This is a genomic window from Sphingomonas sp. SL1004 (assembly GCF_057815015.1).
In genome coordinates, this window is the sequence record NZ_JBYMUX010000001.1 from 1,558,001 (window position 1) to 1,581,897 (window position 23,897).

Consider the following 23,897-nt stretch of genomic DNA (forward strand, 5'->3'; position numbering starts at 1 on the left):
CCAGCAGCGTACGACTGATGGAAGTTAGCGGAGGACGAGGAACCCGAAGATCACGATCACGAGTACCAGCGAAATCGCCAGTACGTATCGCGTCATATGCGGGGTCGCTCCCGCTCTCGCGTCATCGGTCTCGACGTGGATACGTTCGTTCGGGTCAGCCATGATCGTTAAACCCTCGAAAACCGTTTTGGGTCCGTAACTGTTTACGGATACGGACCCAGGATGCAGCGATAACATGGCACAATCAAGCGGTTGGCGCTCGATCCATGGCTTACGCGGTAGGAACGGTCGCCTGATCGAAGAACAACGCCTGGCTGATCGCGGCTTTCACGGTCGAACGCTGGAACGGCTTGGTGATCAGGAACGTCGGCTCGGGACGCTCACCGGTCAGCAGGCGCTCGGGGAACGCGGTGATGAAGATCACGGGAACCTCGAACTCGGCGAGGATGTCCTTGACCGCATCGATGCCCGAGCTGTCGTCGGCAAGCTGGATGTCGGCGAGCACGAGGCCCGGGCGGGTTTCCATCGCCAGCGCGACGGCTTCGTCGCGGGTGACCGCGACGCCGGTGACGTCATGGCCGAGATCGCGAACGATCGTCTCGATATCCATCGCGATGATCGGCTCGTCCTCGATGATGAGGACCTTCGCGCGGGTCTGGTTCTCGATTTCCGACAGCGCGTCGGCGACCAGATCGTCGACTTCGCTCGTCTCGACTTCGATCAGATACGCCGCATCCTCTGGCGTGAAACCCTCCATCGCGGTCAACAGCAGCGCCTGGCGCGACAACGGGGTCATCCGTGCGAGACGGGCACGAGCGACGGCTTCATGACCCTCGGCCTCACCGGCGCTCTCGTCGCCGACTTCGTCGAAATTGGCCGAGTTCCAGATCGCCTGGAACATCCGGTACAGGCCGAGACGGGGATCGACGTCGCGCGGAAATTCCTCCGGTGCGGCAACGATGGCCTCTAGCGTGGCGCGGACATATTTATCGCCGTGCATCTGGCTGCCGGTCAGGGCCCGGCCATAGCGCCGCAGGAATGGAAGGTGCGGTGCAAGTTGCTGTCCAAGAGACATGGGTAACGAATACTCCCTGATCCTACGCGGCCCCTCATGTGTCGGGTGGCTCGCGTCATTGCAATGGCGACGGCTGAAAAAGCCGCTTCCCGTTTGCCGCCGGACTGGCTGTGGATACGCCGTATGGCGCCCCGCCGAACGCGTTCCAGGAACCAGCGCAAGACCTGCCCGTGGGCCGACCCGTGAACCTGTCCGTGAACCCGCCCGTGAACCCGGTGGTACGAAGATGCGGATTATTCGCTCGGACGTGGAACTAACGAGATGCTATTTGGTTTCACGAGCATCTTTTCGCGAGTGTGGACCTGTCGATCCCAGAGGGGTATCGGCGCACTCGCCTTCATATGATTGCGTCGTGCAGGGGGAAGTTTTGAGTTTGGGCCACGACACGGAGAAGACAGTGCCTGCCACCAAGCCTGCGAAAGGTCCCGAAAAGGATCGTCAAATGGGGTCGGCACTACGCTCGGTTTATCAGAAGACCGTCGATGAGGCGATTCCCGACGATTTGCTCGACCTTCTCGGCAAGCTCGATTGACGGCAGGGCCAGCGGCCATGCCCCCCATGACGGATACAGCGTCGGCTAGTCTTGCCGGCGCCACCCCCTTACAGCCGAACTTCGACGACGAGCGTGCCAAGCCCGATCGGCGCATCGTGGCGGCGATGCGGCGCCTGACCACCGGCGGCAAACTCTTCCTCATCCTCAGCGCCGCGTTGTTACCGCTCGCGCTGATCGCGGTTTTCGCGACGTTGCAGACGACGCGCCTCGCCGATGCCGAGGCGCGCGCACGGCTTCGCGTCACCGCCAATGAAAGCGCCCGCGCGATCGCCATCGAACTCGTCGGCGACATGACCGCGCTTCGGGTTGCCGTGAATGCGCTCGGCAACGATCCGGCCGATGCCCCGAGTTGCGCGCGTGCGCAGGGGGTATTCGCGCAGCAATCCTCCGCCGGCACCCGGTTCGTGATCGCCGAGCGCGATGGCACCGTGTTGTGCGGCGTGCCCTTGCCCGAACGCGTCGTGATAGATCAGGACGACATGCCGATCGCCGCCGCCATCGTCCCGGACCGGGGGCTCGTGCTCGCGATATCGGGACCGGGCGGCCACACGTCGGCGCGCGCCTATTTCCCCCGCGCCTTCCTCGAGAAGATCGGTCACCCATCGAGCCGCGCGTTGGCGCTCAGCAGCGCGATCGTCCTGGACGATAAGGCGTTGTATCTCGAAACCATCGACGATGAGCGGCCGCTCGATCGGATGGAGACGATGAAGACCGACCTCGGTGTCGCCGGTCTCGCGTTGCGGACCAGCATCCGCAGCGCACCGGTCACGTCGTCGCTGGTGATCGCACTGCTGCTGCCGCTGCTGATGTGGATCGCCGCGGCGAGCATCGCCTGGTTCGTCGTGGATCGACTGCTGATCCGGCCGCTGCGCCAGTTGCGCGGCTCGGTCGCGACCTTCACGCCGGGCGAGGAGATCGATTTCGGAGCGGTCCGTACGTTGCCAGCGCAGGAGATCCGCGATCTTGGCGAAACCTTCCAGGCCATCAGCCGCACCGTCGCGCTGCACGAAGCCGGGCTTGCCGAAGGACTGGTCCGCCAGACCAAGCTGACCCGCGAAGTGCATCACCGCGTGAAGAACAATCTGCAGGTGATATCGAGCCTGATCAACTTCCACGCGCGCAGTGCACGCAGTGCGGACGCGACGGACGCCTATTCGTCGATCCAGCGCCGCGTCGATGCCTTGGCGGTCGTCCACCGCAATCACTTCGCCGAACTGGAGGAAAACCGCGGGTTGAACCTGCGTACGATGATCGGCGAGCTATCGGCGAATATCCGCGCCACCGCGGCGGACCGATCGCATGGACTGGGCATCACGCTCGATATCGACCCGTACCTCGTCAATCAGGACGTCGCGGTCGCGGTCGCATTTCTGGCCACCGAGACGATCGAACTGGCGATGACGTGCGATCCGGCGGCGCAGATCCGGGTGGTAGTGAAGCCCTCGGACATCCCCGGCAAAGCCGTGTTGCGCGTCGTGTCGCGGGCGTTGGTCGAGAGCGACACGTTGCGCGAAGCCGTTTCCCGCTATGGCCGGGTTATGGAGGGGCTGTCACGCCAGTTGCGATCGCCGTTGCATCACGATCCGCTGGCAGGCGCGTATGAAATCGCCTTTGCGGTAGTCGGACGCGACTGAGCGATACATGTGCAGATTTTTTATAGCTTAATGCCGAAAATGCGGGAACCGACCTTCGCGATCGCCGTTAGATACTTCGGATAGCGACTTTATGCCCCCCCCGCTCTCGCTATCCAAGACATAGGCCCGGTAGCATCACCCTCCCCCCCCCCGGTGATGTTTCCGGGCCTTTATCGTTTGGCAATGCTGGGCATATTCTGCCGCTTTCAAACGAGTTTTCGGTTCCACTAACGGAACGATTGCGGTTTCCGAACATTCCTTCCCCGGTGGCATTCAAGCCGTTCTTGGAGGAAGTTTATGCGTAAGTTGGTTGGATTGGCGATTGTGGCCAGCGCTCTGATGGTGTCGGCATGCAACACGGTCGAAGGCGCAGGCAAGGACGTGGCATCGGCGGGCAAGACCGTCGCGAAGACTGCGGACGGCGCCAAGTAAGCCTTCGCGCTTTGCTACGATACGGGGCCCGGTGCACATGCACCGGGCCCCGTTTTCGTTTGAACGTCCAATGCCTAGCGTCGGACAGCGATCGCGTAGGTCAGCCCTCGACGATATCGGTCGTCTCGCCCTCTATCGCCTTGGCCTTCGCCCGGCTGCGCTCGGTGAACCAGATCCCGACCAGCGCAAGCTCGTACAGGATGACCAACGGGATCGCGAGCAGCAGCTGCGAGCCGATATCCGGCGGAGTCAGCACGGCAGCGATGGCGAAGGCGGCGACGATTGCATATCGACGTGCCCCTATCAGCTGCTTGCGGGTGACGATCCCGGCGCGCTCGAGCAGCATCAGCAGGACCGGCAGCAGGAACGACAGCCCGAAGCCGAACAGAAACTGCATGGTGAACGACAGATAATTGCCGATCCCCGGCAGCGCCTCGCGGTGAATGCCGCCGACCATGCCATCGAACCCGAGCAGGAAGTGAAGCGCCATCGGGATCGCGATGTAATACGCCATCGCCGCGCCGGTCAGGAACAGCACCGGCGTCGCGAGGATGAACGGCAGGAGCGCGCGCTTTTCCTTCTTGTAGAGCCCGGGCGCGACGAACTGCCACAGTTGGTTGGCGATCACCGGGAACGACAGCATCATCGCCGCGAAGAACGCCACCTTGATCTGGACGAAGAACGCCTCGAAGATCTCGGTATAGATCACCTTGTTCTGCCCCGCCGCAAGCAGCGGGTGGACCAGGAAGCCGAAGATATCCTCGGCGAAATACATCGCGATCGCGAACGTCACCACCAGTGCGGCAATGCAATACAGCAACCGCCGCCGCAGCTCGATCAGATGGTCGAGCAACGGCGCCCGGCTTGCGTCGATCTCGCTCATGCTGTGCTTTCGGCGTTGGAAAAGGCGGTCACGACGACGCTACGTCGGACTTGCCGGTCTTGTCATCGGGATGAGTGACGGTCGGCGCATCGAACAGGTCCGGACCACGATCCGCGACCGGTGCGCCATCGTGGTGCTCGGTGGCCGCCGGCGCCGGCGACGGCGCCGGCGCCGGCGATGTCGTGGACGGAGCGGCAGCGACCACCGGCTTCTCGACCATCACCGGCTCGTCCGTGCGATCGTCCGCATCTTCGGTAGACCGATAATCGCGACGGTGCTCGTCGGTTTCCGGCGAATGCACGACCTGCGTCGTATCTGTCGCCCCATCGGCACCGGTCTGGGGATGTTCGCGCATGATGCGTTCGTTTTCCGACGCCCAGCGCTTTTCCATTTCCTCGAGTTCGGCCTCGCGGACCATCGAGTCGAAGCCCGAGCGAAACTGCCGAGCGACGCCGCGCGCCTTGCCGACCCAATAGCCGACCACGCGCATCGCCTTGGGCAAATCCTTCGGACCGATCACGACGAGCGCGACGAAGGCCACGAGCAGGAACTCGGAGGGCGCGATATCGAACATTCAGCCGCGCCTATCTAGGGTCTTCAACTCTACCGCTTCAGGCAGGACGGTCATCGCGGACGCGATTGCCGTCGCGATCGAATGCAGGATCGGCAGTCTTCTGCGCTTCGATCCGTGCCGAAGGCTTGGCCGGCGTCTCGTCGTCGTTCTCGGACATGCCCTTCTTGAAGTTCTTCACACCCTTGGCGACGTCGCCCATCAGGTTCGAGAATCGGCCACCGCCGAGAAGGAGGATCGCGACGACCGCGAGGACGAGCAAGTGAATCGGGCTAAAACCGCCCATGGCCATTCTCCTGGAAACTGAACCCTATCTAAGCCTCATCCCGCGTCATTGCCAGCCACCTCGCCATCTTCGCCGTCATCCAGGCGATCGAAGGCGAGATCGACCGGATCTAGCAGTCCGGCGGCACGCAAATCGTCGATTCCCGGCAGGTCGCGGCGGCCCGCGAGGCCGAAATGAACGAGAAAAGCAGGACTGGTCGCAAACATCAGCGGCCGCCCCGGTACCTCGCGCCGTCCCGCCGGCTTTACCCACCCCGCCTCCATCAGCACGTCGAGCGTCCCCTTCGAGATCTGCACGCCGCGAATCGCTTCGATTTCCGCACGCGTAACCGGCTCGTGATAGGCGATGATCGCCAGCGTCTCGATCCCTGCGCGGCTCAGCTTGCGGGGTTCCTCGCGGTCCCGATGCAGCAGGTGCGCCATGTCCGCCGCCGTCTGGAACTGCCAGCGCTCGCCGCGCCGGACGATACCGATCCCGCGCCCGGCATAGTCTGCTGTCAGACGGTCCAGCGCTCCGCGGACATCGCCGGCGCCGACATGCGCGCGGATCGCCTCCACCGTCAGGGGTGCCTCGGCAGCGAACAGCACCGCCTCGACTGCCCGCGTGATATCGTCGGGTGGCGTCATCCCGTCCGTGCCCGCAGATAGAGCGGTGCGAAGGGCGAGGCCTGGCGCAGTTCGATCTTGCCCTGCCGCGCGAGTTCGAGCGCCGCGACGAAGCTCGATGCCAGCGCGGATCGTCGCAGCCGTTCGCCGGCCTCAGGCAGGAAGCTCTCGATCACGCTCCAGTCGATCCGTTCGCCGACCAGCATCGACACCCGATCGAGTGCCGCCTCCAGCGTCATCACCTCGCGGTCGGCAACCACGTGCATCACCGGCCGTGTCCGCGCCGAAATCCGGCCATAGGCGGCGATCAGATCGAAGATTTCCGCCTGCCATGCCGCTTTCCGCACCGTCCGCAGACCTTCGGGCGCGCCGCGCAGGAACACGTCGCGCCCGGTCCGATCGCGCGCCATCAGCCGGGCGCCGGCCTCGCGCATGGCGGCCAGCCTTTCGAGGCGGAGTTGCAGCCTGAGCGCGAGCTCCTCGGGGTCGGGCTCGGCGAGCGGATCGCGGGGCAGCAACAGCGCGGACTTCAGATACGCCAGCCAGGCCGCCATCACGAGATAATCCGCGGCCAGTTCGAGCTTCAGCGCGCGGGCGGACTCGACGTAAGCAAGATACTGCTCGACCAGCGCGAGGATCGAGATCTTCCGCAGGTCCACCTTCTGCCCACGCGCGAGCGACAGCAGCAGATCGAGAGGGCCTTCCCATCCGTCGAGATCCAGCGTGAGTTGGCCGTCGTCCATCGGCGGACGCTACAGCGCGCATCGTCACGCATCCACCCTCCGCGTTGACGGCCCGCCATACGAAGCATATACGTTTCATATGGTCCGTTCGGTGTAGAGGCAGTTATGGGTATCGTGAAGATCGACGACGTGCTGCACGAGGATGCACGGCGGGCGAGCCAGGTCCTGTGCCGCTCGATCAACGCGCAGGCCGAATTCTGGATGAAGATCGGTATGCTCGCCGAAGCCAACCCGACGTTGTCGTTCAACGATATCGTCACCGCGCAACTGGCCGCGGCGTCGGTCCGCGTGCCTGACGTGGCGGCCGCCTGACATGGTGAAGACGCCGGACGAACTGGCGCTGATGCGCGCATCGGGGGCGTTGCTCGCCTCGGTGTTCGAGATGCTCGATGCGCGGGATCTGGCGGGCATGTCGACCTTGCAGGTCAACGACCTGGTCGAGCGGTTCATCACCGACGACCTCGCCGCGCGACCGGCCAGCAAGGGGCAATATGACTTCGGCTATGTCCTGAACAGCTCGATCAACCACGTCGTCTGCCACGGCGTACCCAACGCGACCGACATCATCCGCGACGGCGACATCGTCAATCTCGACATCACGCTGGAGAAGAACGGCTTCATCGCTGATTCGAGCAAGACGTATCTGGTCGGAAACGCGCCGCCGGCGGCGCGACGGCTGGTGCGCGTCGCGCAGGAGGCGATGTGGCAGGGCATCAAGCAGGTGCGGGCTGGCGCGCATCTCGGCGACATCGGTTCCGCAATCGAGCGGCATGCGAAGAAGAACGGCTATTCGGTGGTGCGCGACTATTGCGGGCACGGCATCGGCAGCGAGATGCACGAGGAGCCGCAGATCCTGCATTTCGGGCGGGCCGGAACGGGCATGATGCTGCGCGAGGGCATGGTCTTCACGATCGAGCCGATGATCAACCAGGGGACACGGAAGGTGTCGACCGAGGACGATGGGTGGACGGTGGTCACCGACGACCGCAAGCTGTCGGCGCAGTTCGAGCATACGGTGGCGGTGACGCGGGACGGGGTGGAAGTGCTGACGTTGCGGCAGGATGAGCGGGCTCGGGGGTTGGGGTGATTGGGGCGTGAAGTGCGGGGCGTGGATGTGGAGCGCGGAGCGCGCAACCCTCACTCCCTTCCTCTTCCCCTCCCCTTCCCTTTCTCCGTTCTCCCCTTTTGCCGTTCGTGCTGAGTAGCGACTGAGTAGGCCCGTCAGGGCCTTATCGAAGGCGCGTATCGAAGCACAGGTTCCGCACGCCAACCTGTCCTTCGATACGCCGCTTCGACAAGCTCAGCAGCTACTCAGGTCGAACGGGGAGTGTGCTCTCCGTCACCACCCCGGCGAAGGCCGGGGCCCAATTGGGCGACGTCGCTGACTGACGCTGCGCTTCGTTACTGCGACCTCTCCATTTGGGCCCCGGCCTCCGTCGGGGTGGTCCATATCTCGCGGGTGTCAGGCTTTCGCCAGCAAAGCATCCCGCGTGGCGATCAGTTCGGCGAAGTCGCCTTTTGCAGTGCCGACCGACGCCATCGCTCGGTCGAGCCGGGTGCGCGAGACTTCGGAGATCTCCCCCAAGCGGCCGGCGATCTCGATCATTTCGTCCATCCGCGCCCAGCAGTCGAGCACCAGGTCGCAGCCGGCGGCGATTGCGCCGGCCGCCTTGTCGCCTGCGGTGCCGGACAGCGCCTTCATGTCGATGTCGTCGGTCATCAGCAGGCCGTCGAAGCCGATCCGTTCGCGAATGATGCGCTCGATCACGGTCGGCGAGAGCGTTGCGGGGCGGTCGGCGTCCCAGGCTTCGAAGACGATGTGCGAGGTCATGCCCATTGGCGCCTGGTTGAGTGTGCGGAAGGGTTCGAGGTCGATCTCGAGCTCGGCGTCGGTCGCGGTGACGGTCGGGAGGTGGTGGTGCGTGTCCACGCGCGCACGGCCGTGGCCTGGCATGTGCTTCACCACGCCGACGACGCCGCCTTCGGCTAGGCCCTCCAGCGTTGCACGGCCGAGTGCTGCGACGCGCATCGGGTCCGAACCGAACGTGCGGCATGACACCGCCTCGGTCGTATCAGGCTGCGACACATCGAGCAGCGGCGCGCAGTCGACGGTGATGCCGACCTCGCTGAGCATCACCCCCAGCGCCTGCCCGTTAGCGCGCGCCGCCTGGATCGCGGTCATCGGCGCGCGCTCGTACGCCGCGTCGAACACCGGCCCTGCCGGGAATGCAGGCCATTCGGGGGGGCCCATCCGCGCGACGCGCCCCCCCTCCTGGTCGATCAGGATTGCCAGATTGTCGCGTCCGGCTAGCGCCCGTAGCGAGTCCGTCAGCGCCCTCACCTGCGCGCGGTCGACGATATTGCGCTTGAAGAGGATGTAGCCGGCGGGCTCGCACTCGGCGAAGAACGCCCGTTCGGCGGGGGTGAGGACGGGGCCGGAGAGGCCGAAGATGACGGGCTTCATGACTGAGTCCTAAACCGAAAAAATTCCCTTACCGTTCGCCCGGTGCGAAGTCGAAGGGGCTGCGCGACACAAGGCCACCACCCCGGCGAAGGCCGGGGCCCAATTTGGGGACGGTCATGACCAAGGGCAGCATTTCGTTGCTGCGACCTTTCCAGTTGGGCCCCGGCCTTCGCCGGGGTGGTACTAATTCGCAAGAATCGCGCGTGAGCAACCGGGAACGCTCAATAATCCTTCGATACGCGGACGTTGGCGCTCTGGCGGCCGAGGGTTGAGATGCTCGACAGCAGTGACAGCCAGCGGGTGACCTGGAACTCGACCTGCGTGGCGGAATAGCCCTGACCGTCGGTGACGATCTCCGCGTAGAGGCGTCGGGTGACGTATTTGCCTGCCGCGATCGAGGTGCCCTGCCCGGTCTGCGGATCGGCGGGGAGGATGCGCAGGCGGTCGAGCCCGGCGGCGCGGCGCACCGCGTTGATCGGGTTGAGGCCGCTGCCGCCGCCCTGCAAGGCCGCGACCGCCGCCGCCAGCTGGAGGGCTTCGGGGGCGGACAGATTGGTGATCGACGTGCCGAACAGCAGGCGGGAGAGGAGTTCATCCTCGGGCAATGCGGGCGTGCTGGTGAAGCTGATCTCGGGCTTCAGTGCATAGCCCGTGACCCGGATCGAGGCACTTAGCCCGGTCGAGTCCGCATTCGCCTCGATATCGAGCGCCGGGTTGGCGGGAACCTGTCCGTCGAAGCGGATGATGCCGCGCGCCAGTTCGAACTTGCGGCCAGCGAACTCGTAGTCGCCTCGGATCAGCGTCGCACGGCCGGTGATCGCCGGGTTCTCGGGCTGGCCGGCGATCTGGAGGTTAGCGGACCATTCGCTGGTGAGGCCGAGGCCGCTGACCATGACCTGGTTCGGCGCGCGAGCCTTGATCGCGAGCGTCCAGGGTTTGGTGGGGGCGATGACCTCCTCGCCGCCCTCGGGCAGGTTGATCTCCCGGATGTTGAGCTGCGGCACTGCGCTGGCGGCGGTCGCCTGGCCGAGGCGGTAGCGGCTCTTGTCGAGCACGACGTCGCCCGCGATCGTGCCGCCCGAGCCGTTCGACTTGACCGTCAGCGGGCCGGTGACGGTGGCGCCGATATCGTCGCGGTTGATCATGACGGCCTTGTCGGCCTGGAGCGTGAGGTCGAGGCCGATCCCGGCGGCGGCGGCGAATTCGAACTGGCCTGTGCCGGTGACGCGGCCGCCCTTGCCTGCGTCGGCACCGAAGCGGTCGATCACGAGGCGCGAGCCGCCGAACCGGCCGGTTGCCTGGACGTTGGTGAGGACGGTGCCGGTGGTCGCACTCTCGATCCGCGCGCCGTTCGCCTGCACCACGCCGCGGATCGTCGGGTTGGCGAGCGTGCCGACGACGTCCGCGCCGATCGCGACCGGGCCGGACAGGTCGAACAGCTCGACTCCGGTGAGGCGCCAGAGCGTGTCGGCCGGGCCGCTGTAGCGGAGTTGTCCGAACAGGCGGGCGTTGCTGATGCGCGAGGCTAGGTCGCCCCCTCCAGCATTGGGTCCGAGCGGCGCGAGTTGGGCTTGGGCGCGGCCGATCGTCTTGCCGCCCGACGCGATGACGGCGCGCAGGCCGAGCTTGTCGGGCGAAAGTACGGCCGCGACGCCGACGTCGATCGGTCGCGAGGATAGGACTAGACCGGCGCGGGCGAGTCCGCGGATCGTGAGATCGGCCTTGCCCGTGGGCGCGGCGCCGTTTGCGGTGGCGAAGTTGAAGCGGCCCGATGCCGAACCGCTCAGGCCGAGGCCCGGGTAGCCGATGTCGAGCAGCGCGAGCGGCATCCGCGTCAGGCTGGCGTCGATCGCGGTGGTAGTCGCGGTGAAGCGGCCGCCGACCTGCGCCTCGCCGCCGCCGAAGCTGAGCTTGGTGGGCGCGAGGTGCCAGCCGTTTTCCGCCTGGGTGAGGACTGCGGGGGTGAGCAGTTTGAGCGGGCGGCCGTCGAGCGTGCCTTGGGCGGAGATCGCGTAGCTGTTCGCGGTGACCTGCGTAATGCTCTGGATGTCGAACGCGCGGCCGCGCGAGCCGGCGATCGACGCGCGGATCGTGCCGATGCCGCCGCGTAGCGAGGCGGTGCCGTTGAAGCGGGCGAGGCTGAGGGCGCCGCGACGCAGGCCGAGGCCGGTCGCGGTCGCCTCGATCGAGGTGCCGGCGGGATCGAGCAGCGTGACGAAATCGAGCTTGCCCTGGCGGAGCGCGACGGTGTCGAGCGTGGCTGCCTTGGCGGCGAGATGGCCTTCGATGCGCTGAATCTGGCCGACTGGGCGGAAGAGGAGTTCGCCGGAGATACCGCCGCCCGCGACGGCGAGCCTGCCGTTGAAGCCGCCATCGACGACCGCGACGTTGCCGCTTGCGCGGGTGCCTGCGACGTCGAGCGCGGCGATGGCGATCGTCGCGCCGGCGCCCGGCGGCAACAGGATCGCGCCGTTGGTGGTGAACGGGCCGAGGCGCGATCCGCCGTTAGCCGTGAAAGCGAAACCCTGCGGTGTCGGATCGAGATGCGCGCGGACGTTCGACAGGTCGAGCGTCGCGTTGGGGCTAGCGAAGACGAGATCGAGCGTCGGCTTGTCGATCTGGCCGTCGAGTTTCAGCGTCACCGGGCCGTAGGTCTGCTGTCGCCCGCTACCCTCGAAGTGGAACGTCCCGTCTCGGCGCCGATAGCCGTTGCCGGTCAGGCGGATCTGCGGCGCGGTCAGCACCAGGTTCGTGAAGTGCAGGATGCCGTCGGTGGTGCGTTCGAGGTTGGTGGTGATGCGCGGCAGTCCGCCGGCGAGGCTGCGGAAGAACGCGTTGTCGAGCCGAACCATCTGCGCGGTGCCCTGGCCGATGACGCGCGTGCCGTGGCGGTTCGGGCCGGGGACGACGCGCAGGGTCGACTTCACGTCGACGATGCCGAGGCCAGGGATGAGGTAACGCCCGAGCCCGCCATTGATGCCGACCTCGAACTGGCCGTTACGCAGGTCGACGATCAGGTTGATGCTACCGGCGAGCTTGTCGGAGCGCAGGCGGAGTGCGTCGCCCGTGAGCAACGTGGGCGTGACGCGGAGTTGTCCGTCGACGGTCAGGTTGCGGAGGATGCCGCCGGCGACATTGCCGACGCCGGTCACGCGCGCGGCGGTGAAGCGGATCGGGACGGTCACGGGGGCGGCGGACAGGCGCCCCTTGCCGGCGGCGTGCGCGTTCTCGAAGCCGGTCTCGTCGAACGCAAAGCGGCTTGCGTCGAGGCGGTAATCGAACGCCGCAGTCGCAAACGGTCCGTCGAGAATGGCGCGGAGTTCGACCACGTTGCCGCTCATATTGTCGAAAAGGGCGGACGGCCGCAGCAGCCGCGCCTTGATCCGCACGTCGCGATAGGCGTTCGCGCCGAGATCGACGATGCCGGTCGTGTCGACCGCGAGCGCGGGCGTGCGGAGCGAGAGTTGTCCTTCGAGGCGGCGGTTGACGAAGCCGGCGCTGCCGTTGACGAGGATGCGCGGGGCGGTCAGCCGTTGCAGTCTCCCGTGAAGCAGCGACGACGGCGCCAGCGTGCCCGAAAGCGTGTAGCGCCCGGCGACTTGCGCGAGCGCGAGATCGACGACGCGCGTCTTACCGACAAGGCCGTTCGCCCGGCCGTTCCAACGTGCCCAGCTGCCGTCGCCGGTCACCGCGAGTGACACGGGGGCCTTCGCCTTAACCATGCGCGCGAGTACGCCGTTCGCCGCCCCCTTTGCCGCGACGTCGATGTCGAAACGGTCGCGGGCGGGCTCGGCGTCGATCCGGAGCTTCAGGTCGTCGCTGCCAGCGACGCGCGCCTTCAGGTCGACCAGCGCCCTGCCGGAGCGGATATCGGCACGCCCTTCAAGGGTACCGATACGCTCAGTCCCGAGCACGCGCTTCGCCAGCGTCAGCCGGCCGACCGAGAGCTTGCCGATGTGAATGTCGAAATCGGGCAGGATCGGCCCGCGCGTCTTCGATGGCCGGGTGCGCGGCGTGTGCGTCAGGATCGCGCGATCGACGATCAGCCGCTGGATCTCCAGCCGGTTGGAGAACCAGTCGAACGGCGACCAGTCGAGCGTGACGTTGGGCGCCTGGAAGACGAGCCCGTCGAGATCGTACACGCGCACGTCGATCAGCCGGGTGTCGCCGTAGACCGACCCGTCGATCCGCCCGACCGTGAAGCGAAGCCCGTTGGCGGTCCTGATCGCGGCGATCCGGTCCGCGACGAAGCGGTGGCCGATGTCGGTGTCGACGATCAGCAACGCGGCGCCGATGATCACGAGTAGCGCCATGACTGCGCTCGTGACCCAGCGCCACCACGCGATGCGGCGTTTCGGAAGGACGGCTTCCTCGCTCAAAACGACGTCCTCAGTCAAAACGCCTGACCCAGCGAGACGTACACGGCCACGCGGCTGTCGCCCGGCTGCGGGTTGATCGGCGTGCCGACGTCGAGGCGGATCGGGCCGAAGTTCGAATAATAGCGCACGCCGATCCCCGTGCCATATTGCAGCCCGGTGAATTTCGGCAGTGGCGAGGTGTAGATGTTGCCCGCGTCGAGGAACGGCACGATCCCGAAGCTGCCGAGGACGCGCACGCGGGCCTCGATCGAGAATTCGGTCAGGCTGCGGCCACCGATCGGATCGTTGTTCGGATCGCGCGGGCCGATCGACTGGTAGCCGTAACCGCGTACCGACGCGCCGCCGCCAGCGTAGAAACGCCGTGACGGTGCCACCTGGTCGCGCGGGGCGCCGACGATGGTGCCGAGCCGGGTCCGCGCGGCGAGCACCACGCGACCGTCGAACGGCTGGTACACGCTGCCGTCGAACTGGGTGCGCGCATAGCCGAATACCGAGCCCTGCAGCGACACTTCGGGGCTGACCCGGCCACCGAGGCGAAAGCCCTTGGTCGGATTGAGCAGATCGTCGGAGCCGTCATAGTTGAGGCTGGTCGGCAAGGCGCCGATGAAGAAGGTGCGACGTCGCGGATCGCCGGTCGACACGATCACGTCCTGTTCGTCCGAGGCGAGGAGTTCGGCACCGACCGACCATGTCCAGGTCTTCTGGAAGAAGATATTGGTCTGGCGCTCCAGGCTGCCCGCGAGCGAATAGGTCTTCGCGTCGTAGGCATCGCGGTTGGTATGCGCGGCAGACGCCTGGAACGTCAGCACCCGGTCGCGCGCCTCGAAATTGTTGCGGCGGAACACGACCGAGCCGAGTTGCTCCTGCGTCCCCAGCACGCCGCGCAGCGTCAGGGCGCCCTCGGGCGGGAACAGGTTGCGATGCGTCCAGCTGAGTTCCGCACGCGCACCCTCGCCAGTGCCGTAGCCGAGTTCGCCCGCGACGGTGTGCGGCGGCGCGCGATCGAGCTTGACCGCGACGTCGACGGTATCGGGGGTCGCGCCCTGTACCGGCTTCAGATCGACTGCGGACACGAGGCTGGTCTGGATTAGCGCGCGGCGGAGGTCGTCGAGCTTGGCGGCGTCGTACGTGTCGCCGGGCGAGAAGCGTGCGATCTCGGCGACATGGTCCGCGCCGAACACGCGATTGCCGGGGAGTGCGATGACCTGGCCGAACTTGCGCGCGCCGCCGGGTTGGACCGACAGGTCGAGCGTCGCGGTACGGGTGGCATGGTCGACGACGATCGCGGGGTCGCCCACCTTGGCGAACGGGAAGCCCTCGCGGCCGATCTGCGTCGTCAGCTTGGCCTGGCCGGCGACGATCGCGTCGGAATTGACCGGGTCCGCGGGCTTCACGCCGAACGCGGTGGCAAGGCCGGGCGCCTTGTCGCCCGCTGCGGCGAGGCCGTCGATCGTGACGCCCTTGAATGTGTAGAGCGTGCCGGGGGTCGCGGAAAGCACGACCATCGGCTTGGCACCGGGCTCGACGCGGGTGACGACGTTGGCGTCGTAATAGCCTTCCGCGCGGAGCAGGCTGTTGAGCAGGTCGGCGTCCTCGCGCGCGCGCCGGTCGAGTTGTGCGGCGTTGGCGACCTGCCCGTCGTTCGCGTCGAGCGTCGAAAGCGCCGCGAACCGCTGACGCAGCAGCGTGGTGTCGAGCGAGTCGATCCCGCCGATCCGCCACGCATAGCGGCTTTCGGTATTGGCGTCGGTGGTGGCGATCGTAATCGCAGGGTCGTCGGCGGTGGCGGCGAGATCGGGCCAGCCGACGCCGATATCCGGGAGTGCCGCGAGGGGCGAGTTCGGGTCGAGCGACATGGTGTCGGGCACAGTATTGGGCGCCGTCTGTTCGGCGCTCGCCGGGACGGTCTGCGCAGCCGCACCCGACCCGGTCGCCGCGGAGATCGTCAAAACGAAAAAGGCGGCGGCCGGCCCGGCTCGCGCGACGCGGAACACCATGTCCGGCTCCTAGCCGGGCTTGTCGTTGCGGAACAGTATGTAGCGCCGTATTTCCGCCACGTTTCGTCCGGGGGAGCGCTGTGTGGCGCGGATAGGCGATGCTGGCATCGCGCGGCGGCGCGTGGCAGGACGCTGCCATGGCCGATCCCTCCCCAGCAAACATTCCCCCGCATAAAGACCCGAGCGCCGCGGGCGGGTTTCTCGTCGCACTCGGGATGCTGGGCGGCGCTGGCGTCGGCTTTGCGATCGGTGAGGCCACGCCGGGGTTCTTGATCGGGACGGGGTTGGGTGTGGTCGCGGCGGTGCTCGTTTGGTTCAGGGACCGCCGCTAGGGGCGCGGCTGGCCCTCGCATTCTGCCTTCGTCCTTCCGCCGTCCGTCTTCCGCGCGCCTACCGCCTCCTCTTCCGTTCGTCCTGAGTAGCCGTCGAGTAGTCGCCGTAGGTGGCGTATCGAGAGGGCGTATCGAAGGACAGGTAGCGCGCGGGACCTGTGCTTCGATACGAGCCCTCGATACGCTGGCACCGCAGCTACTCGGTCTCTACTCAGCACGAACGGTGGGGGGCGAGGCGCTACTAGCGCGGCTAACGCGGCTCGCGCATTTGCCAGACGACGCGGCCGATTACGGTGATTTCGCCTTCGGGGATCGGTGCTGCCGTGGGGTTGTCGCTCACCGCTTGTAGCGCCCGGCCGATGAGTGCCACCCGCTTCACCATCAGCGCATCGTCGATCCGGATCACGTAGACGCCGCCCCGAGCTCTTGGCGTACGGTCCGCGGTATCGACGACGATGTGATCGCCGTCGAGTAGTCCCGGCTCCATCGAGGTGCCGCGGACGCGGATGATTGCCGCCTGCCCGTCCTTCAGGCCGAGCCGTCGCGCCAGCCCGGGATCGAGCGTATCGGTGCCGAGCGCGATCTCGCCGTCGACCAGCGCGCCGGGCCCTGCCGATGCAGCGACGTTCAGCTTCGGAATGCGAAAGCCTGCGCTGCGTTCGGGCGGTGCGCCGAGCGCCGCTTCGCTCACGCCGAGATACTCAGACAGCAGCCTGCGATCACGCTCCGGCAGGACGCGCGGCGATCCGCGGCGGACATATTGCTGGAGGTAGGACGGGTTGCGACCGAGCATCGCCGACAACGCCGCCAGACTGTCGCCGCGCGCAGACGCGAGCGTCGCCAGCGCGGACCTCGGATCGGCAGAGGGATCGGTTTTCGACACCGGCAAACCGTAGCGTAGGAAATTTCCTAGACAAGTAGGATTTTCAGGAACAGATCGAGAACGCAACTAAGGGACTCGGGAGGAGCGACCATGTCCGTTCTCATCAAGATCGATCGATATCTGCGACAGACCGGCATGCCGATGAGCAAGTTCGGACGATTGTCGGTCAAGGATCCGCGGCTGGTCCACGACCTGCGGCACGGTCGCCAACCGCGCGCGCAGATGGTGACCCGCATCGAAGAGTTCATCGACGGGCGGGAGTCGTGAGGATGGACGCTGTGCGGGGTCCCGATGCTGGGACGTTGCTGATTCGGGCGCTGCGGGGGAACGCCGCGGTTGCGGGGGTGGCGATCCATGTCGAGTCGATCGCGTGCGCGCCCTGGGCCAGCGCGACGTTCATCGGCACGCGGCACCGACTGACGATCGCGGCAGTTCCCGTACCCGGTTTTCGAGACTGGATCGACGGGCTGCCCGAAGCCGAGTTCGCGATGCGTGGGCATATCGTCGCCGACCTGCTGGTCGCGGGCGTGGAAACTATCGGCGATCGGGAGCATGCGACCATCGCCGTGCTGACCCTGATCGACGCCTAAACGTCTCGACAGGGGTGGACTTTCGCTGGCCGAACCACGAAGTCGGCGGTCAACGAAGGAGATGCAGATGGCCGGGATGGGCAAGTTCGACTGGGCGGATCCGTTCCTGCTCGACGATCAGTTGAGCGAGGACGAGCGGATGATCCGCGACAGCGCGAAGGCGTATGCGGACGACAAGCTGGCGCCGCGGATCATCGACGCGTTCCAGCACGAGCATACCGATCCCGCGATTTTCCGCGAGATGGGGGCGCTGGGGTTGCTCGGGCCGACGATCCCCGAGGAATATGGCGGCGTCGGCGCGTCGTATGTCGCCTACGGATTGGTCGCGCGCGAGGTGGAGCGGATCGACTCGGGCTATCGCTCGATGATGTCGGTGCAGTCGAGCCTCGTGATGTACCCCATCAACGCGTTCGGGTCCGAGGAACAGAAGCGGAAATACCTGCCGAAGTTGGCGACTGGCGAGTTCATCGGCTGCTTCGGGCTGACCGAGCCGGATGCGGGGTCGGATCCCGGCGGAATGACGACGCGCGCGAAGAAGACGGCCAATGGCTATGTCATTTCCGGCGCGAAGACTTGGATTTCGAATTCGCCGATCGCCGACGTGTTCGTGATCTGGGCGAAGTCCGACGAGCATGGCGGTGGTATTCGCGGCTTCATCCTGGAGCGCGGGATGAAGGGGCTGGAGACGCCCAAGATCGAGGGCAAGCTGTCGCTCCGTGCGTCGATCACGGGCATGGTGATGATGGACGAGGTCGAGGTCGGCGAGGACGCGTTGCTGCCCGACGTTCAGGGTTTGAAGGGACCGTTCGGCTGCCTCAACCGCGCGCGGTACGGGATTTCCTGGGGTGCTTTGGGTGCGGCTGAATTCTGTTTCCATGCGGCGCGACAGTACGGGCTGGATCGTAACCAGTTCGGGACGCCGCTGGCGGGGCGGCAGCTGTTCCAGAAGAAGCTGGCGGATATGGAGACCGAGATCGCGCTGGGGTTGCAGGCGTCACTGCGCGTCGGGCGGTTGATGGACGAGGGGCGGTTTGCGCCGGAAATGGTCTCGATCGTGAAACGGAATAACGTCGGCAAGGCACTCGATATCGCGCGGATGAGCCGGGACATGCATGGCGGGAATGGGATTTCTGGGGAGTATCAGGTGATGCGGCACCTGATGAACCTGGAGACGGTGAACACGTATGAGGGCGCGCATGACGTGCATGCGTTGATCCTAGGGCGGGCGATCACGGGTATCGCTGCGTTTTGAGCTCAGCCTCGACGTCCTACCACCCCGGCGAAGGCCGGAGCCCAATTGGGGAACGCGCATTGGCTGACGCTGTGCGCTGTTACCTCGACCTTTCCAATTGGGCCCCGGCCTCCGCCGGGGTGGGGCTCTAACTTGGAAGGCAAACCTTTCCCTCTCGCCGGCCTGAAGGTCGTCGAACTCGCGCGGATTCTTGCCGGGCCGTGGGCCGGGCAGGTCCTCGCCGACCTTGGCGCGGACGTCGTCAAGATCGAGAGCCCGGCGGGTGACGATACCCGCACATGGGGTCCGCCGTTCATCGACAATCCAGACGGCACCCGCGACGCTGCGTATTTCCATGCGGCCAATCGCGGGAAGCGGTCGGTCGTCGCCGATTTTACCACCGCCGAGGGGCAAGCCGTCGTCCACACGTTGATCGCTGATGCCGACGTGGTGATAGAGAATTTCAAGGTCGGTGGGCTAGCAAAATACGGGCTCGACTACGCGACGCTCGCCGTGATCAACCCGCGTCTGGTCTATTGCTCGATTACCGGGTTTGGCCAGGACGGGCCCTACGCGCCGCGCGCCGGCTATGATTTCATCGTGCAGGGCATGAGCGGGATCATGGACCTGACCGGCGAACCCGATGGCGCGCCGCAGAAGATCGGCGTCGCGTTCGCCGACATCATGACCGGGCTGTATGCGGTGATTGCGATCCAGGCGGCGCTGGCGATGCGGGAGCGGACCGGCAAGGGGCAGCAGATCGACATGGCGTTGCTCGATACGATGACCGGGGTGCTCGCGAACCAGGCGATGAACTGGTTCGCGAGCGGCGTGTCGCCGACGCGGGTCGGGAATGCGCATATGAACGTGTGTCCGTATGCGGTGTTTCCGTGTGCCGATGGGTGGTTCATTCTCGCGGTCGGCAATGACGGGCAGTTCCGACGGTTCTGCGACGCGATGGGCTTGCCCGATATGCGCGACGATCCGCGGTTCGCGACCAATGCGGGGCGGCTGGCGTTCAAAGAATTGCTCTTCGCGGGGATCAAGGCGGCGACGTCGCTGGTGCCGAAGCTGGAACTGCTTGCGCGGCTCGAGGCGGTGGGCGTGCCCGCCGGGCCGATCAATACGGTCGCGCAGGCATTTGAGGATCCACAGGTGATCGCTCGGGGGATGGCGATTTCGGTCGAGCGGCCGGATGGATCGTTGATGCCTGGGCTTCGTACGCCGATCCGGTTCTCGGATGCCGATCTCGCGACCGGACGGGCTGCGCCGATGCTGGGAGCAGGAAACTAGCGCTGCAACTTGGATCCCCGCGAAGGCGGGGACCCAGACTGGGCCCCCGCCTTCGCGGGGGAACATTCTACTGGTTAGGCGGCGACACTCGATACTGGCCTCCGCGCATAAAGCCCGTAGCTCAGGATCAGTGCGTAGCAGATCGCCGGGAGCAGCAGCGCGAAATGCAGGCTGCCCGAGGTATCGGCGAGGACGCCCGTGAAATACGGGATGATCGCGCCGCCGACGATGGCCGTGGCGATCACGCCCGACCCTTCGGCCGCGCGCTTGCCAAGACCTTCGGACGCAAGCGTGAAGATCGTCGGGAACATCACTGCGTTCATCAGGCCGATCGACAGCAGCGCCCAGCCCGAGATCGCGCCCTCGGTGTTCGCCGAGATCAGGATCAGCGCCAACGTGCCCGTTGCAACGCCCGCGAGGACCTTGCCCGGCGACACCTTGTTCAGCACGTACGCGCCGATGAACCGGCCGACCAGCGCGCCGCCCCAGTAGAACGGCACGTGCTTGCCCGCGGCGACGTCGCTCAGGCCCATCACGCTCGGCTGCATGAGGTAGTTCACGATCAGCGAGCCGATCGCGACTTCGGCGCCGACGTACAGGAAGATGCACGCCGTCCCCATCGCGAAGCGCGGGCGCTTCAGCAGCGTGAGACCGTGAAAGATGCTGCCCGACTGGTCCTGCTCTTCCTGCAACCGGTTGCGGCGGGTCCAGACGACGGCGGCGACGACCAGCAGCGCGATCGCGAGGCCGATATAGGTGTGCACAACCGCGCGCGACGATTCGCTCCGGTACGCGTCGAGCGCAGCACCGGTGAGCTTCGAGGAATCGACCGTGGCCAGCCCGCCGAGGATCAGCGCGGAGCCGACATACGGGAAGATGGTGGTGCCCAGCGAGTTGAACGCCTGCGCGAAGGTCAGCCGGCTCGATGCCGACTTGGGCGCGCCCAGAGCCGAGATCAGCGGGTTGGCAACGACCTGTACCACGGTGATCCCTGCGCCGAGCACGAACAGCGCGAACAGGAACATGCCGAAGCTCGCCTTGCCCGCGGCCGGGATGAACAACAGGCAGCCGACCGTCATCGTGACGAGGCCGATCGACGCGGTGCGCATATAGCCTGCCTTGCGCACGATCGCGGCAGCGGGAATCGAGAACAGCGCATAGGCGAGGAAGAACGCCGACTGGACCAGCATCGCGGTCGCGTGGTCGAGCGTGAACAGCTCCTTCATCTTCGGGATGATGATGTCGTTCAGCGACGTGATGCCGCCGAAGATGAAGAACAGCGCGAACACGAACACGCGCAGATCGGGCGCATCGTAGCCGTGGCTGGCGTCGCCTCCCGCTGCGGCGGTGGAATGGGTATCGACGTGCATGTGTAGCGCCCTCTCGCGATCTTATGGCGCGGGACATAAGCCCGGGCGGCGGCGTGTGGCAATCCTGCTTGGTACGATCCGTCGCGAGCGGCTAGAATGCCGGGCATGAGCCGCTTCACCGTCAACAACGAGCCGATCGAATACAAGCTCGACGCCGACACCCCCCTGCTGTGGGCATTGCGCGATGCGTCGAACCTGACGGGCACGAAATATGGCTGCGGTACGGGGCATTGCGGCGCGTGCACGGTCGATATCGACGGGCGCGCGATGCGCAGTTGCCGCGTGCCGATCGGATCGATCGAGGGCGCGTACGTCACCACGATCGAAGGACTGTCGCGCGAACGCAATCATCCGGTGCAGCTGGCCTTCATCGCCGAGAACGTCCCGCAATGCGGCTTCTGCATCCCGGGCATGATCATGGCCGCCGCCGCGCTGTTGAAACGCAATGCGGATCCGAGCGAGGATCTGATCCGCGAGCAGATTACGAACCTGTGCCGGTGCGGGGTGTATCCGCGGGTGGTGGAGGCGATCCAGCGTGCCGGGCGCGCGACGCGGGGGGAAGAGGTCATTCCTGCGGGGCCGCGGCCAGGGATCGATCAGGCGGATTCCGCGCGGCTGGTGCCGGCGCTGGTGCCGCCGCCGGCGCGGTAGCTTTTCCAGACACGCAAGTTTGTTTCCCCGCGAAGGCGGGGACCCAGACTGGGCTCCCGCCTTCGCGGGAGAACAAGGAAGCAGGGGCCGGCGACGTTACGGAGGGCACCCAAACCTGTCTGATCGCTGACGAACCCATTCAGCGTTGCCACACTCCGACTCGCCTAGACGGGATGCATCATAGGAGCCGGCTCGTGCGCCGGCAGTCGAGGACGACGGCGATGACGGGCAAGTTTCTCAAGCTCTTGATGGCAGCATCGGCATTGGTGCCGGCAACGATGATGGCAAGCGCTGCGAACGCGCAGCAGGTCGAGCAGGACCGCGGTGATCGCGGTGATCGCGGCGGCAATGGTGGACAGCGCCAGGAGCGCGCCAATCGCGGTGATCGCCAGCAGGGTCAGCAACGCCCGCAGCGTGCCGACATGGGCAATTCGCCCCGCCAGCAGCAGGACCGCGGCCCGGACCGGGTACAGGCGCCCGGCGGCGATCGTGCCCAGGCTGGCAATAACCAGGGTAGTGCGCCAGGTCGTCCAGGCTTCCAGGTCGACCGTGGCAATCAGCAAGCCGATCGCGGACAATATGGTCGGGGCGACGCCCGCAACGACGGCCGTCCCGGCTACGACAACCGCCAAGGGTATCGCGACGACAATCGTGGGCGCGACGATCGGGGCCGCGACGGCTACCAGAACCGTCAGCCCAACCGCGGCTACGGTAACGCCCAAGGCTATGGCCGGGGCAATGACGGCCGGTATAACCAGGGCGGCTACAACCAGGGCGGCGCCTGGAACCGCGGCTGGCGCAACGACAACCGCTATGCCTGGAGCAACTACCGCGCGTCGAACCGCGGCGCCTATCGCCTCCCGCGCTACTATGCGCCGAGCGGCTGGGGGTCGGGCTATCGTCGCTTCGGGGTAGGCTTTTCGCTGAGCAGCATTCTCTACAACCAGAATTACTGGATCCAGGACCCGTACACCTACCGCCTTCCCGAGGCGTACGGCCCGTATCGCTGGGTACGCTATTACAACGACGCGTTGCTGGTCGATCTCGACAGCGGCCGCGTGGTCGACACGGTGTACGACATCTTCTGGTAGGCCCCTTCTGAGAATCGCGCCTGCCCGTCACGCAGTAACAGGGGAGAGCCTCGTGGTGACATACGTCACCGCGGGGCTCTTGCGTTTCGATCACACTTCGCCAAATCCTGTGACGTGGGTATCTTTTCAAAAGCCAAGAAAGTCGATCCGGCCGCGGCACTTCGCCAGGCATTCGGATCGCAGATCGCTAGCCGGCTAGACGCCAATCCCGCGGTGCAGCGGATCGCGATGGATACGGTGCAGTTCTATTACCAGGACAAGTTCCTCGATCCTCCGACCTGCAAGCGGCTGATCGCGATGATCGACTCCAAGCGGCGACCGTCGACCTTGCTGTCCGATCGCCCGAACAGCAGCTTCCGCACGAGCGAGAGCTGCGACATGGATCGCTGGTCGCCCGAGGTTCAGCCGACCGATGAGGCGATCGCGACGTTGCTCGGCATCGACCTGCTTCACGGCGAGACGATGCAGGGTCAACGCTATGCCCCCGGCCAGCAATTCCGTGCGCACCATGATTATTTCCACGAATCCGAGAGCTATTGGGAGAAGATGCAGGAGCAGGGCGGCCAGCGCACCTGGACCGCGATGGTGTTCCTCAACGACGTTCCCGAGGGCGGCGCGACGTGGTTCCCACAGGCCGGCATCAAGATCGCCCCGAAGCGCGGCATGCTGCTCGCGTGGAACAACATGAACCGGGATGGGACGCCGAATGCGCTGACGCTGCATGAGGGGATGCCGGTGATGGAGGGCACCAAGTATATCGTGACGAAGTGGTTTCGCGAGCGGCCCTGGATCAAGTGAGGGGTTTGACCAAGCCGGCACTTGGCCCGCCCCCGT

25 protein-coding genes are annotated in these 23,897 nt (G+C 65.9%); 13 read left to right on the top strand and 12 right to left on the bottom strand.

Annotation, left to right across the window (positions count from 1 at the left end; all coding sequences use genetic code 11):
• Positions 1-24 precede the first annotated feature (24 nt).
• Both AC3D24_RS06955 and AC3D24_RS06960 read right to left on the bottom strand, forming a co-directional pair.
• The gene (locus AC3D24_RS06955; RefSeq protein WP_489029325.1) at positions 25-162 is read right to left on the bottom strand and encodes a hypothetical protein; all 138 of its coding nucleotides are present in this window, start codon (positions 160-162) and stop codon (positions 25-27) included.
• Positions 163-271: 109 nt separating this feature from the next.
• A complete protein-coding gene (locus tag AC3D24_RS06960; protein ID WP_489029327.1) occupies positions 272-1,075 on the bottom strand; it encodes a response regulator in 804 nt (267 codons plus the stop codon).
• 442 nt (positions 1,076-1,517) lie between these two features.
• Between AC3D24_RS06960 and AC3D24_RS06965 the strand changes: the two genes are divergently transcribed.
• The 3 genes from AC3D24_RS06965 (at position 1,518) to AC3D24_RS06975 (ending at position 3,694) form a co-directional block, all read left to right on the top strand.
• Complete coding sequence (locus AC3D24_RS06965) at positions 1,518-1,607, top strand: NepR family anti-sigma factor (RefSeq protein ID WP_162233433.1); 90 nt, start codon at positions 1,518-1,520, stop codon at positions 1,605-1,607.
• Positions 1,608-1,732: 125 nt separating this feature from the next.
• Complete coding sequence (locus AC3D24_RS06970; RefSeq protein WP_489033088.1) at positions 1,733-3,262, top strand: sensor histidine kinase; 1,530 nt, start codon at positions 1,733-1,735, stop codon at positions 3,260-3,262.
• Between the two features lie 297 nt (positions 3,263-3,559).
• Positions 3,560-3,694 carry an entericidin A/B family lipoprotein gene (locus tag AC3D24_RS06975; protein ID WP_489029329.1) on the top strand — a complete coding sequence of 45 codons (135 nt, stop codon included), beginning with the start codon at positions 3,560-3,562 and terminating at the stop codon, positions 3,692-3,694.
• 100 nt (positions 3,695-3,794) lie between these two features.
• On the opposite strand, the gene tatC is transcribed toward AC3D24_RS06975, so the two are convergent.
• The 5 genes from tatC to AC3D24_RS07000 are packed head-to-tail and all read right to left on the bottom strand — an operon-like array spanning position 3,795 to position 6,782.
• Positions 3,795-4,577, bottom strand: a complete 783-nt coding sequence (gene tatC, locus AC3D24_RS06980; RefSeq protein ID WP_489029330.1) for a twin-arginine translocase subunit TatC — start codon at positions 4,575-4,577, stop codon at positions 3,795-3,797.
• Positions 4,578-4,605: 28 nt separating this feature from the next.
• The gene (gene tatB / locus AC3D24_RS06985) at positions 4,606-5,151 is read right to left on the bottom strand and encodes a Sec-independent protein translocase protein TatB (protein ID WP_489029332.1); all 546 of its coding nucleotides are present in this window, start codon (positions 5,149-5,151) and stop codon (positions 4,606-4,608) included.
• Between the two features lie 37 nt (positions 5,152-5,188).
• Positions 5,189-5,434, bottom strand: coding sequence for a Sec-independent protein translocase subunit TatA (locus AC3D24_RS06990; protein WP_056055794.1), 246 nt, complete (start codon positions 5,432-5,434; stop codon positions 5,189-5,191).
• A gap of 35 nt (positions 5,435-5,469) precedes the next feature.
• Positions 5,470-6,060 (bottom strand): SMC-Scp complex subunit ScpB, encoded by a 591-nt coding sequence (gene scpB, locus AC3D24_RS06995; protein ID WP_489029334.1) that lies wholly within the window; start codon positions 6,058-6,060, stop codon positions 5,470-5,472.
• Positions 6,057-6,782, bottom strand: a complete 726-nt coding sequence (locus AC3D24_RS07000) for a segregation and condensation protein A (protein WP_489029336.1) — start codon at positions 6,780-6,782, stop codon at positions 6,057-6,059. The genes scpB and AC3D24_RS07000 overlap by 4 nt, the downstream gene beginning before the upstream one ends.
• Before the next feature lie 105 nt (positions 6,783-6,887).
• On the opposite strand from AC3D24_RS07000, the gene AC3D24_RS07005 reads away from it, so the two are divergent.
• Positions 6,888-7,094, top strand: a complete 207-nt coding sequence (locus tag AC3D24_RS07005) for a ParD-like family protein (protein ID WP_489029337.1) — start codon at positions 6,888-6,890, stop codon at positions 7,092-7,094.
• Position 7,095: 1 nt separating this feature from the next.
• Positions 7,096-7,869 (top strand): type I methionyl aminopeptidase, encoded by a 774-nt coding sequence (gene map / locus AC3D24_RS07010; RefSeq protein ID WP_489029339.1) that lies wholly within the window; start codon positions 7,096-7,098, stop codon positions 7,867-7,869.
• 375 nt (positions 7,870-8,244) lie between these two features.
• Here map and AC3D24_RS07015 read toward each other — a convergent pair whose 3' ends face one another.
• From AC3D24_RS07015 to AC3D24_RS07025, 3 genes are all read right to left on the bottom strand, one after another.
• Positions 8,245-9,246, bottom strand: coding sequence for a glycoside hydrolase family 3 N-terminal domain-containing protein (locus AC3D24_RS07015; RefSeq protein WP_489029341.1), 1,002 nt, complete (start codon positions 9,244-9,246; stop codon positions 8,245-8,247).
• Between the two features lie 221 nt (positions 9,247-9,467).
• The gene (locus AC3D24_RS07020) at positions 9,468-13,559 is read right to left on the bottom strand and encodes a translocation/assembly module TamB domain-containing protein (RefSeq protein ID WP_489033090.1); all 4,092 of its coding nucleotides are present in this window, start codon (positions 13,557-13,559) and stop codon (positions 9,468-9,470) included.
• An 80-nt stretch (positions 13,560-13,639) separates the two neighbouring features.
• Positions 13,640-15,622 carry an autotransporter assembly complex protein TamA gene (locus AC3D24_RS07025; protein WP_489029342.1) on the bottom strand — a complete coding sequence of 661 codons (1,983 nt, stop codon included), beginning with the start codon at positions 15,620-15,622 and terminating at the stop codon, positions 13,640-13,642.
• Positions 15,623-15,759: 137 nt separating this feature from the next.
• Here AC3D24_RS07025 and AC3D24_RS07030 point away from each other — a divergent pair, with 137 nt between their 5' ends.
• Positions 15,760-15,954, top strand: a complete 195-nt coding sequence (locus AC3D24_RS07030) for a hypothetical protein (RefSeq protein WP_489029344.1) — start codon at positions 15,760-15,762, stop codon at positions 15,952-15,954.
• A gap of 250 nt (positions 15,955-16,204) precedes the next feature.
• On the opposite strand, the gene AC3D24_RS07035 is transcribed toward AC3D24_RS07030, so the two are convergent.
• Positions 16,205-16,837: a S24 family peptidase gene (locus AC3D24_RS07035; RefSeq protein ID WP_489029346.1), complete on the bottom strand. Its 633-nt coding sequence runs from the start codon at positions 16,835-16,837 to the stop codon at positions 16,205-16,207.
• A gap of 90 nt (positions 16,838-16,927) precedes the next feature.
• On the opposite strand from AC3D24_RS07035, the gene AC3D24_RS07040 reads away from it, so the two are divergent.
• The 4 genes from AC3D24_RS07040 to AC3D24_RS07055 all read left to right on the top strand — a co-directional run bounded on the left by AC3D24_RS07040 (position 16,928) and on the right by AC3D24_RS07055 (position 19,951).
• On the top strand, positions 16,928-17,104 hold the full coding sequence (locus AC3D24_RS07040; RefSeq protein WP_489029348.1) for a hypothetical protein: 177 nt from the start codon (positions 16,928-16,930) through the stop codon (positions 17,102-17,104).
• Between the two features lie 2 nt (positions 17,105-17,106).
• Complete coding sequence (locus tag AC3D24_RS07045) at positions 17,107-17,427, top strand: hypothetical protein (protein ID WP_489029349.1); 321 nt, start codon at positions 17,107-17,109, stop codon at positions 17,425-17,427.
• Positions 17,428-17,494: 67 nt separating this feature from the next.
• Complete coding sequence (locus tag AC3D24_RS07050; RefSeq protein ID WP_489029350.1) at positions 17,495-18,679, top strand: acyl-CoA dehydrogenase; 1,185 nt, start codon at positions 17,495-17,497, stop codon at positions 18,677-18,679.
• Between the two features lie 132 nt (positions 18,680-18,811).
• A complete protein-coding gene (locus tag AC3D24_RS07055) occupies positions 18,812-19,951 on the top strand; it encodes a CaiB/BaiF CoA transferase family protein (RefSeq protein WP_489029351.1) in 1,140 nt (379 codons plus the stop codon).
• Positions 19,952-20,025: 74 nt separating this feature from the next.
• Here AC3D24_RS07055 and AC3D24_RS07060 read toward each other — a convergent pair whose 3' ends face one another.
• On the bottom strand, positions 20,026-21,321 hold the full coding sequence (locus AC3D24_RS07060) for a sugar MFS transporter (RefSeq protein ID WP_489029352.1): 1,296 nt from the start codon (positions 21,319-21,321) through the stop codon (positions 20,026-20,028).
• A 105-nt stretch (positions 21,322-21,426) separates the two neighbouring features.
• On the opposite strand from AC3D24_RS07060, the gene AC3D24_RS07065 reads away from it, so the two are divergent.
• The 3 genes from AC3D24_RS07065 (at position 21,427) to AC3D24_RS07075 (ending at position 23,861) form a co-directional block, all read left to right on the top strand.
• On the top strand, positions 21,427-21,972 hold the full coding sequence (locus AC3D24_RS07065) for a (2Fe-2S)-binding protein (RefSeq protein WP_489029353.1): 546 nt from the start codon (positions 21,427-21,429) through the stop codon (positions 21,970-21,972).
• A gap of 221 nt (positions 21,973-22,193) precedes the next feature.
• Complete coding sequence (locus AC3D24_RS07070; protein WP_489029355.1) at positions 22,194-23,063, top strand: RcnB family protein; 870 nt, start codon at positions 22,194-22,196, stop codon at positions 23,061-23,063.
• A 114-nt stretch (positions 23,064-23,177) separates the two neighbouring features.
• Positions 23,178-23,861: a prolyl hydroxylase family protein gene (locus AC3D24_RS07075; RefSeq protein WP_489029357.1), complete on the top strand. Its 684-nt coding sequence runs from the start codon at positions 23,178-23,180 to the stop codon at positions 23,859-23,861.
• The last annotated feature ends 36 nt before the right edge of the window (positions 23,862-23,897 follow it).

Excerpts from the sequence above, each read along its gene's own strand:
- AC3D24_RS06955 (WP_489029325.1), bottom strand. The coding sequence starts at position 162 with ATGGCTGACCCGAACGAACGTATCCACGTCGAGACCGATGACGCGAGA.
- AC3D24_RS06960 (WP_489029327.1), bottom strand. The coding sequence starts at position 1,075 with ATGTCTCTTGGACAGCAACTTGCACCGCACCTTCCATTCCTGCGGCGC.
- AC3D24_RS06965 (WP_162233433.1), top strand. The coding sequence starts at position 1,518 with ATGGGGTCGGCACTACGCTCGGTTTATCAGAAGACCGTCGATGAGGCG.
- AC3D24_RS06970 (WP_489033088.1), top strand. The coding sequence starts at position 1,733 with ATGCGGCGCCTGACCACCGGCGGCAAACTCTTCCTCATCCTCAGCGCC.
- AC3D24_RS06975 (WP_489029329.1), top strand. The coding sequence starts at position 3,560 with ATGCGTAAGTTGGTTGGATTGGCGATTGTGGCCAGCGCTCTGATGGTG.
- tatC (WP_489029330.1), bottom strand. The coding sequence starts at position 4,577 with ATGAGCGAGATCGACGCAAGCCGGGCGCCGTTGCTCGACCATCTGATC.
- tatB (WP_489029332.1), bottom strand. The coding sequence starts at position 5,151 with ATGTTCGATATCGCGCCCTCCGAGTTCCTGCTCGTGGCCTTCGTCGCG.
- AC3D24_RS06990 (WP_056055794.1), bottom strand. The coding sequence starts at position 5,434 with ATGGGCGGTTTTAGCCCGATTCACTTGCTCGTCCTCGCGGTCGTCGCG.
- scpB (WP_489029334.1), bottom strand. The coding sequence starts at position 6,060 with ATGACGCCACCCGACGATATCACGCGGGCAGTCGAGGCGGTGCTGTTC.
- AC3D24_RS07000 (WP_489029336.1), bottom strand. The coding sequence starts at position 6,782 with ATGGACGACGGCCAACTCACGCTGGATCTCGACGGATGGGAAGGCCCT.
- AC3D24_RS07005 (WP_489029337.1), top strand. The coding sequence starts at position 6,888 with ATGGGTATCGTGAAGATCGACGACGTGCTGCACGAGGATGCACGGCGG.
- map (WP_489029339.1), top strand. The coding sequence starts at position 7,096 with ATGGTGAAGACGCCGGACGAACTGGCGCTGATGCGCGCATCGGGGGCG.
- AC3D24_RS07015 (WP_489029341.1), bottom strand. The coding sequence starts at position 9,246 with ATGAAGCCCGTCATCTTCGGCCTCTCCGGCCCCGTCCTCACCCCCGCC.
- AC3D24_RS07020 (WP_489033090.1), bottom strand. The coding sequence starts at position 13,559 with ATGGCGCTACTCGTGATCATCGGCGCCGCGTTGCTGATCGTCGACACC.
- AC3D24_RS07025 (WP_489029342.1), bottom strand. The coding sequence starts at position 15,622 with ATGGTGTTCCGCGTCGCGCGAGCCGGGCCGGCCGCCGCCTTTTTCGTT.
- AC3D24_RS07030 (WP_489029344.1), top strand. The coding sequence starts at position 15,760 with ATGGCCGATCCCTCCCCAGCAAACATTCCCCCGCATAAAGACCCGAGC.
- AC3D24_RS07040 (WP_489029348.1), top strand. The coding sequence starts at position 16,928 with ATGTCCGTTCTCATCAAGATCGATCGATATCTGCGACAGACCGGCATG.
- AC3D24_RS07045 (WP_489029349.1), top strand. The coding sequence starts at position 17,107 with ATGGACGCTGTGCGGGGTCCCGATGCTGGGACGTTGCTGATTCGGGCG.
- AC3D24_RS07050 (WP_489029350.1), top strand. The coding sequence starts at position 17,495 with ATGGCCGGGATGGGCAAGTTCGACTGGGCGGATCCGTTCCTGCTCGAC.
- AC3D24_RS07060 (WP_489029352.1), bottom strand. The coding sequence starts at position 21,321 with ATGCACGTCGATACCCATTCCACCGCCGCAGCGGGAGGCGACGCCAGC.
- AC3D24_RS07065 (WP_489029353.1), top strand. The coding sequence starts at position 21,427 with ATGAGCCGCTTCACCGTCAACAACGAGCCGATCGAATACAAGCTCGAC.
- AC3D24_RS07070 (WP_489029355.1), top strand. The coding sequence starts at position 22,194 with ATGACGGGCAAGTTTCTCAAGCTCTTGATGGCAGCATCGGCATTGGTG.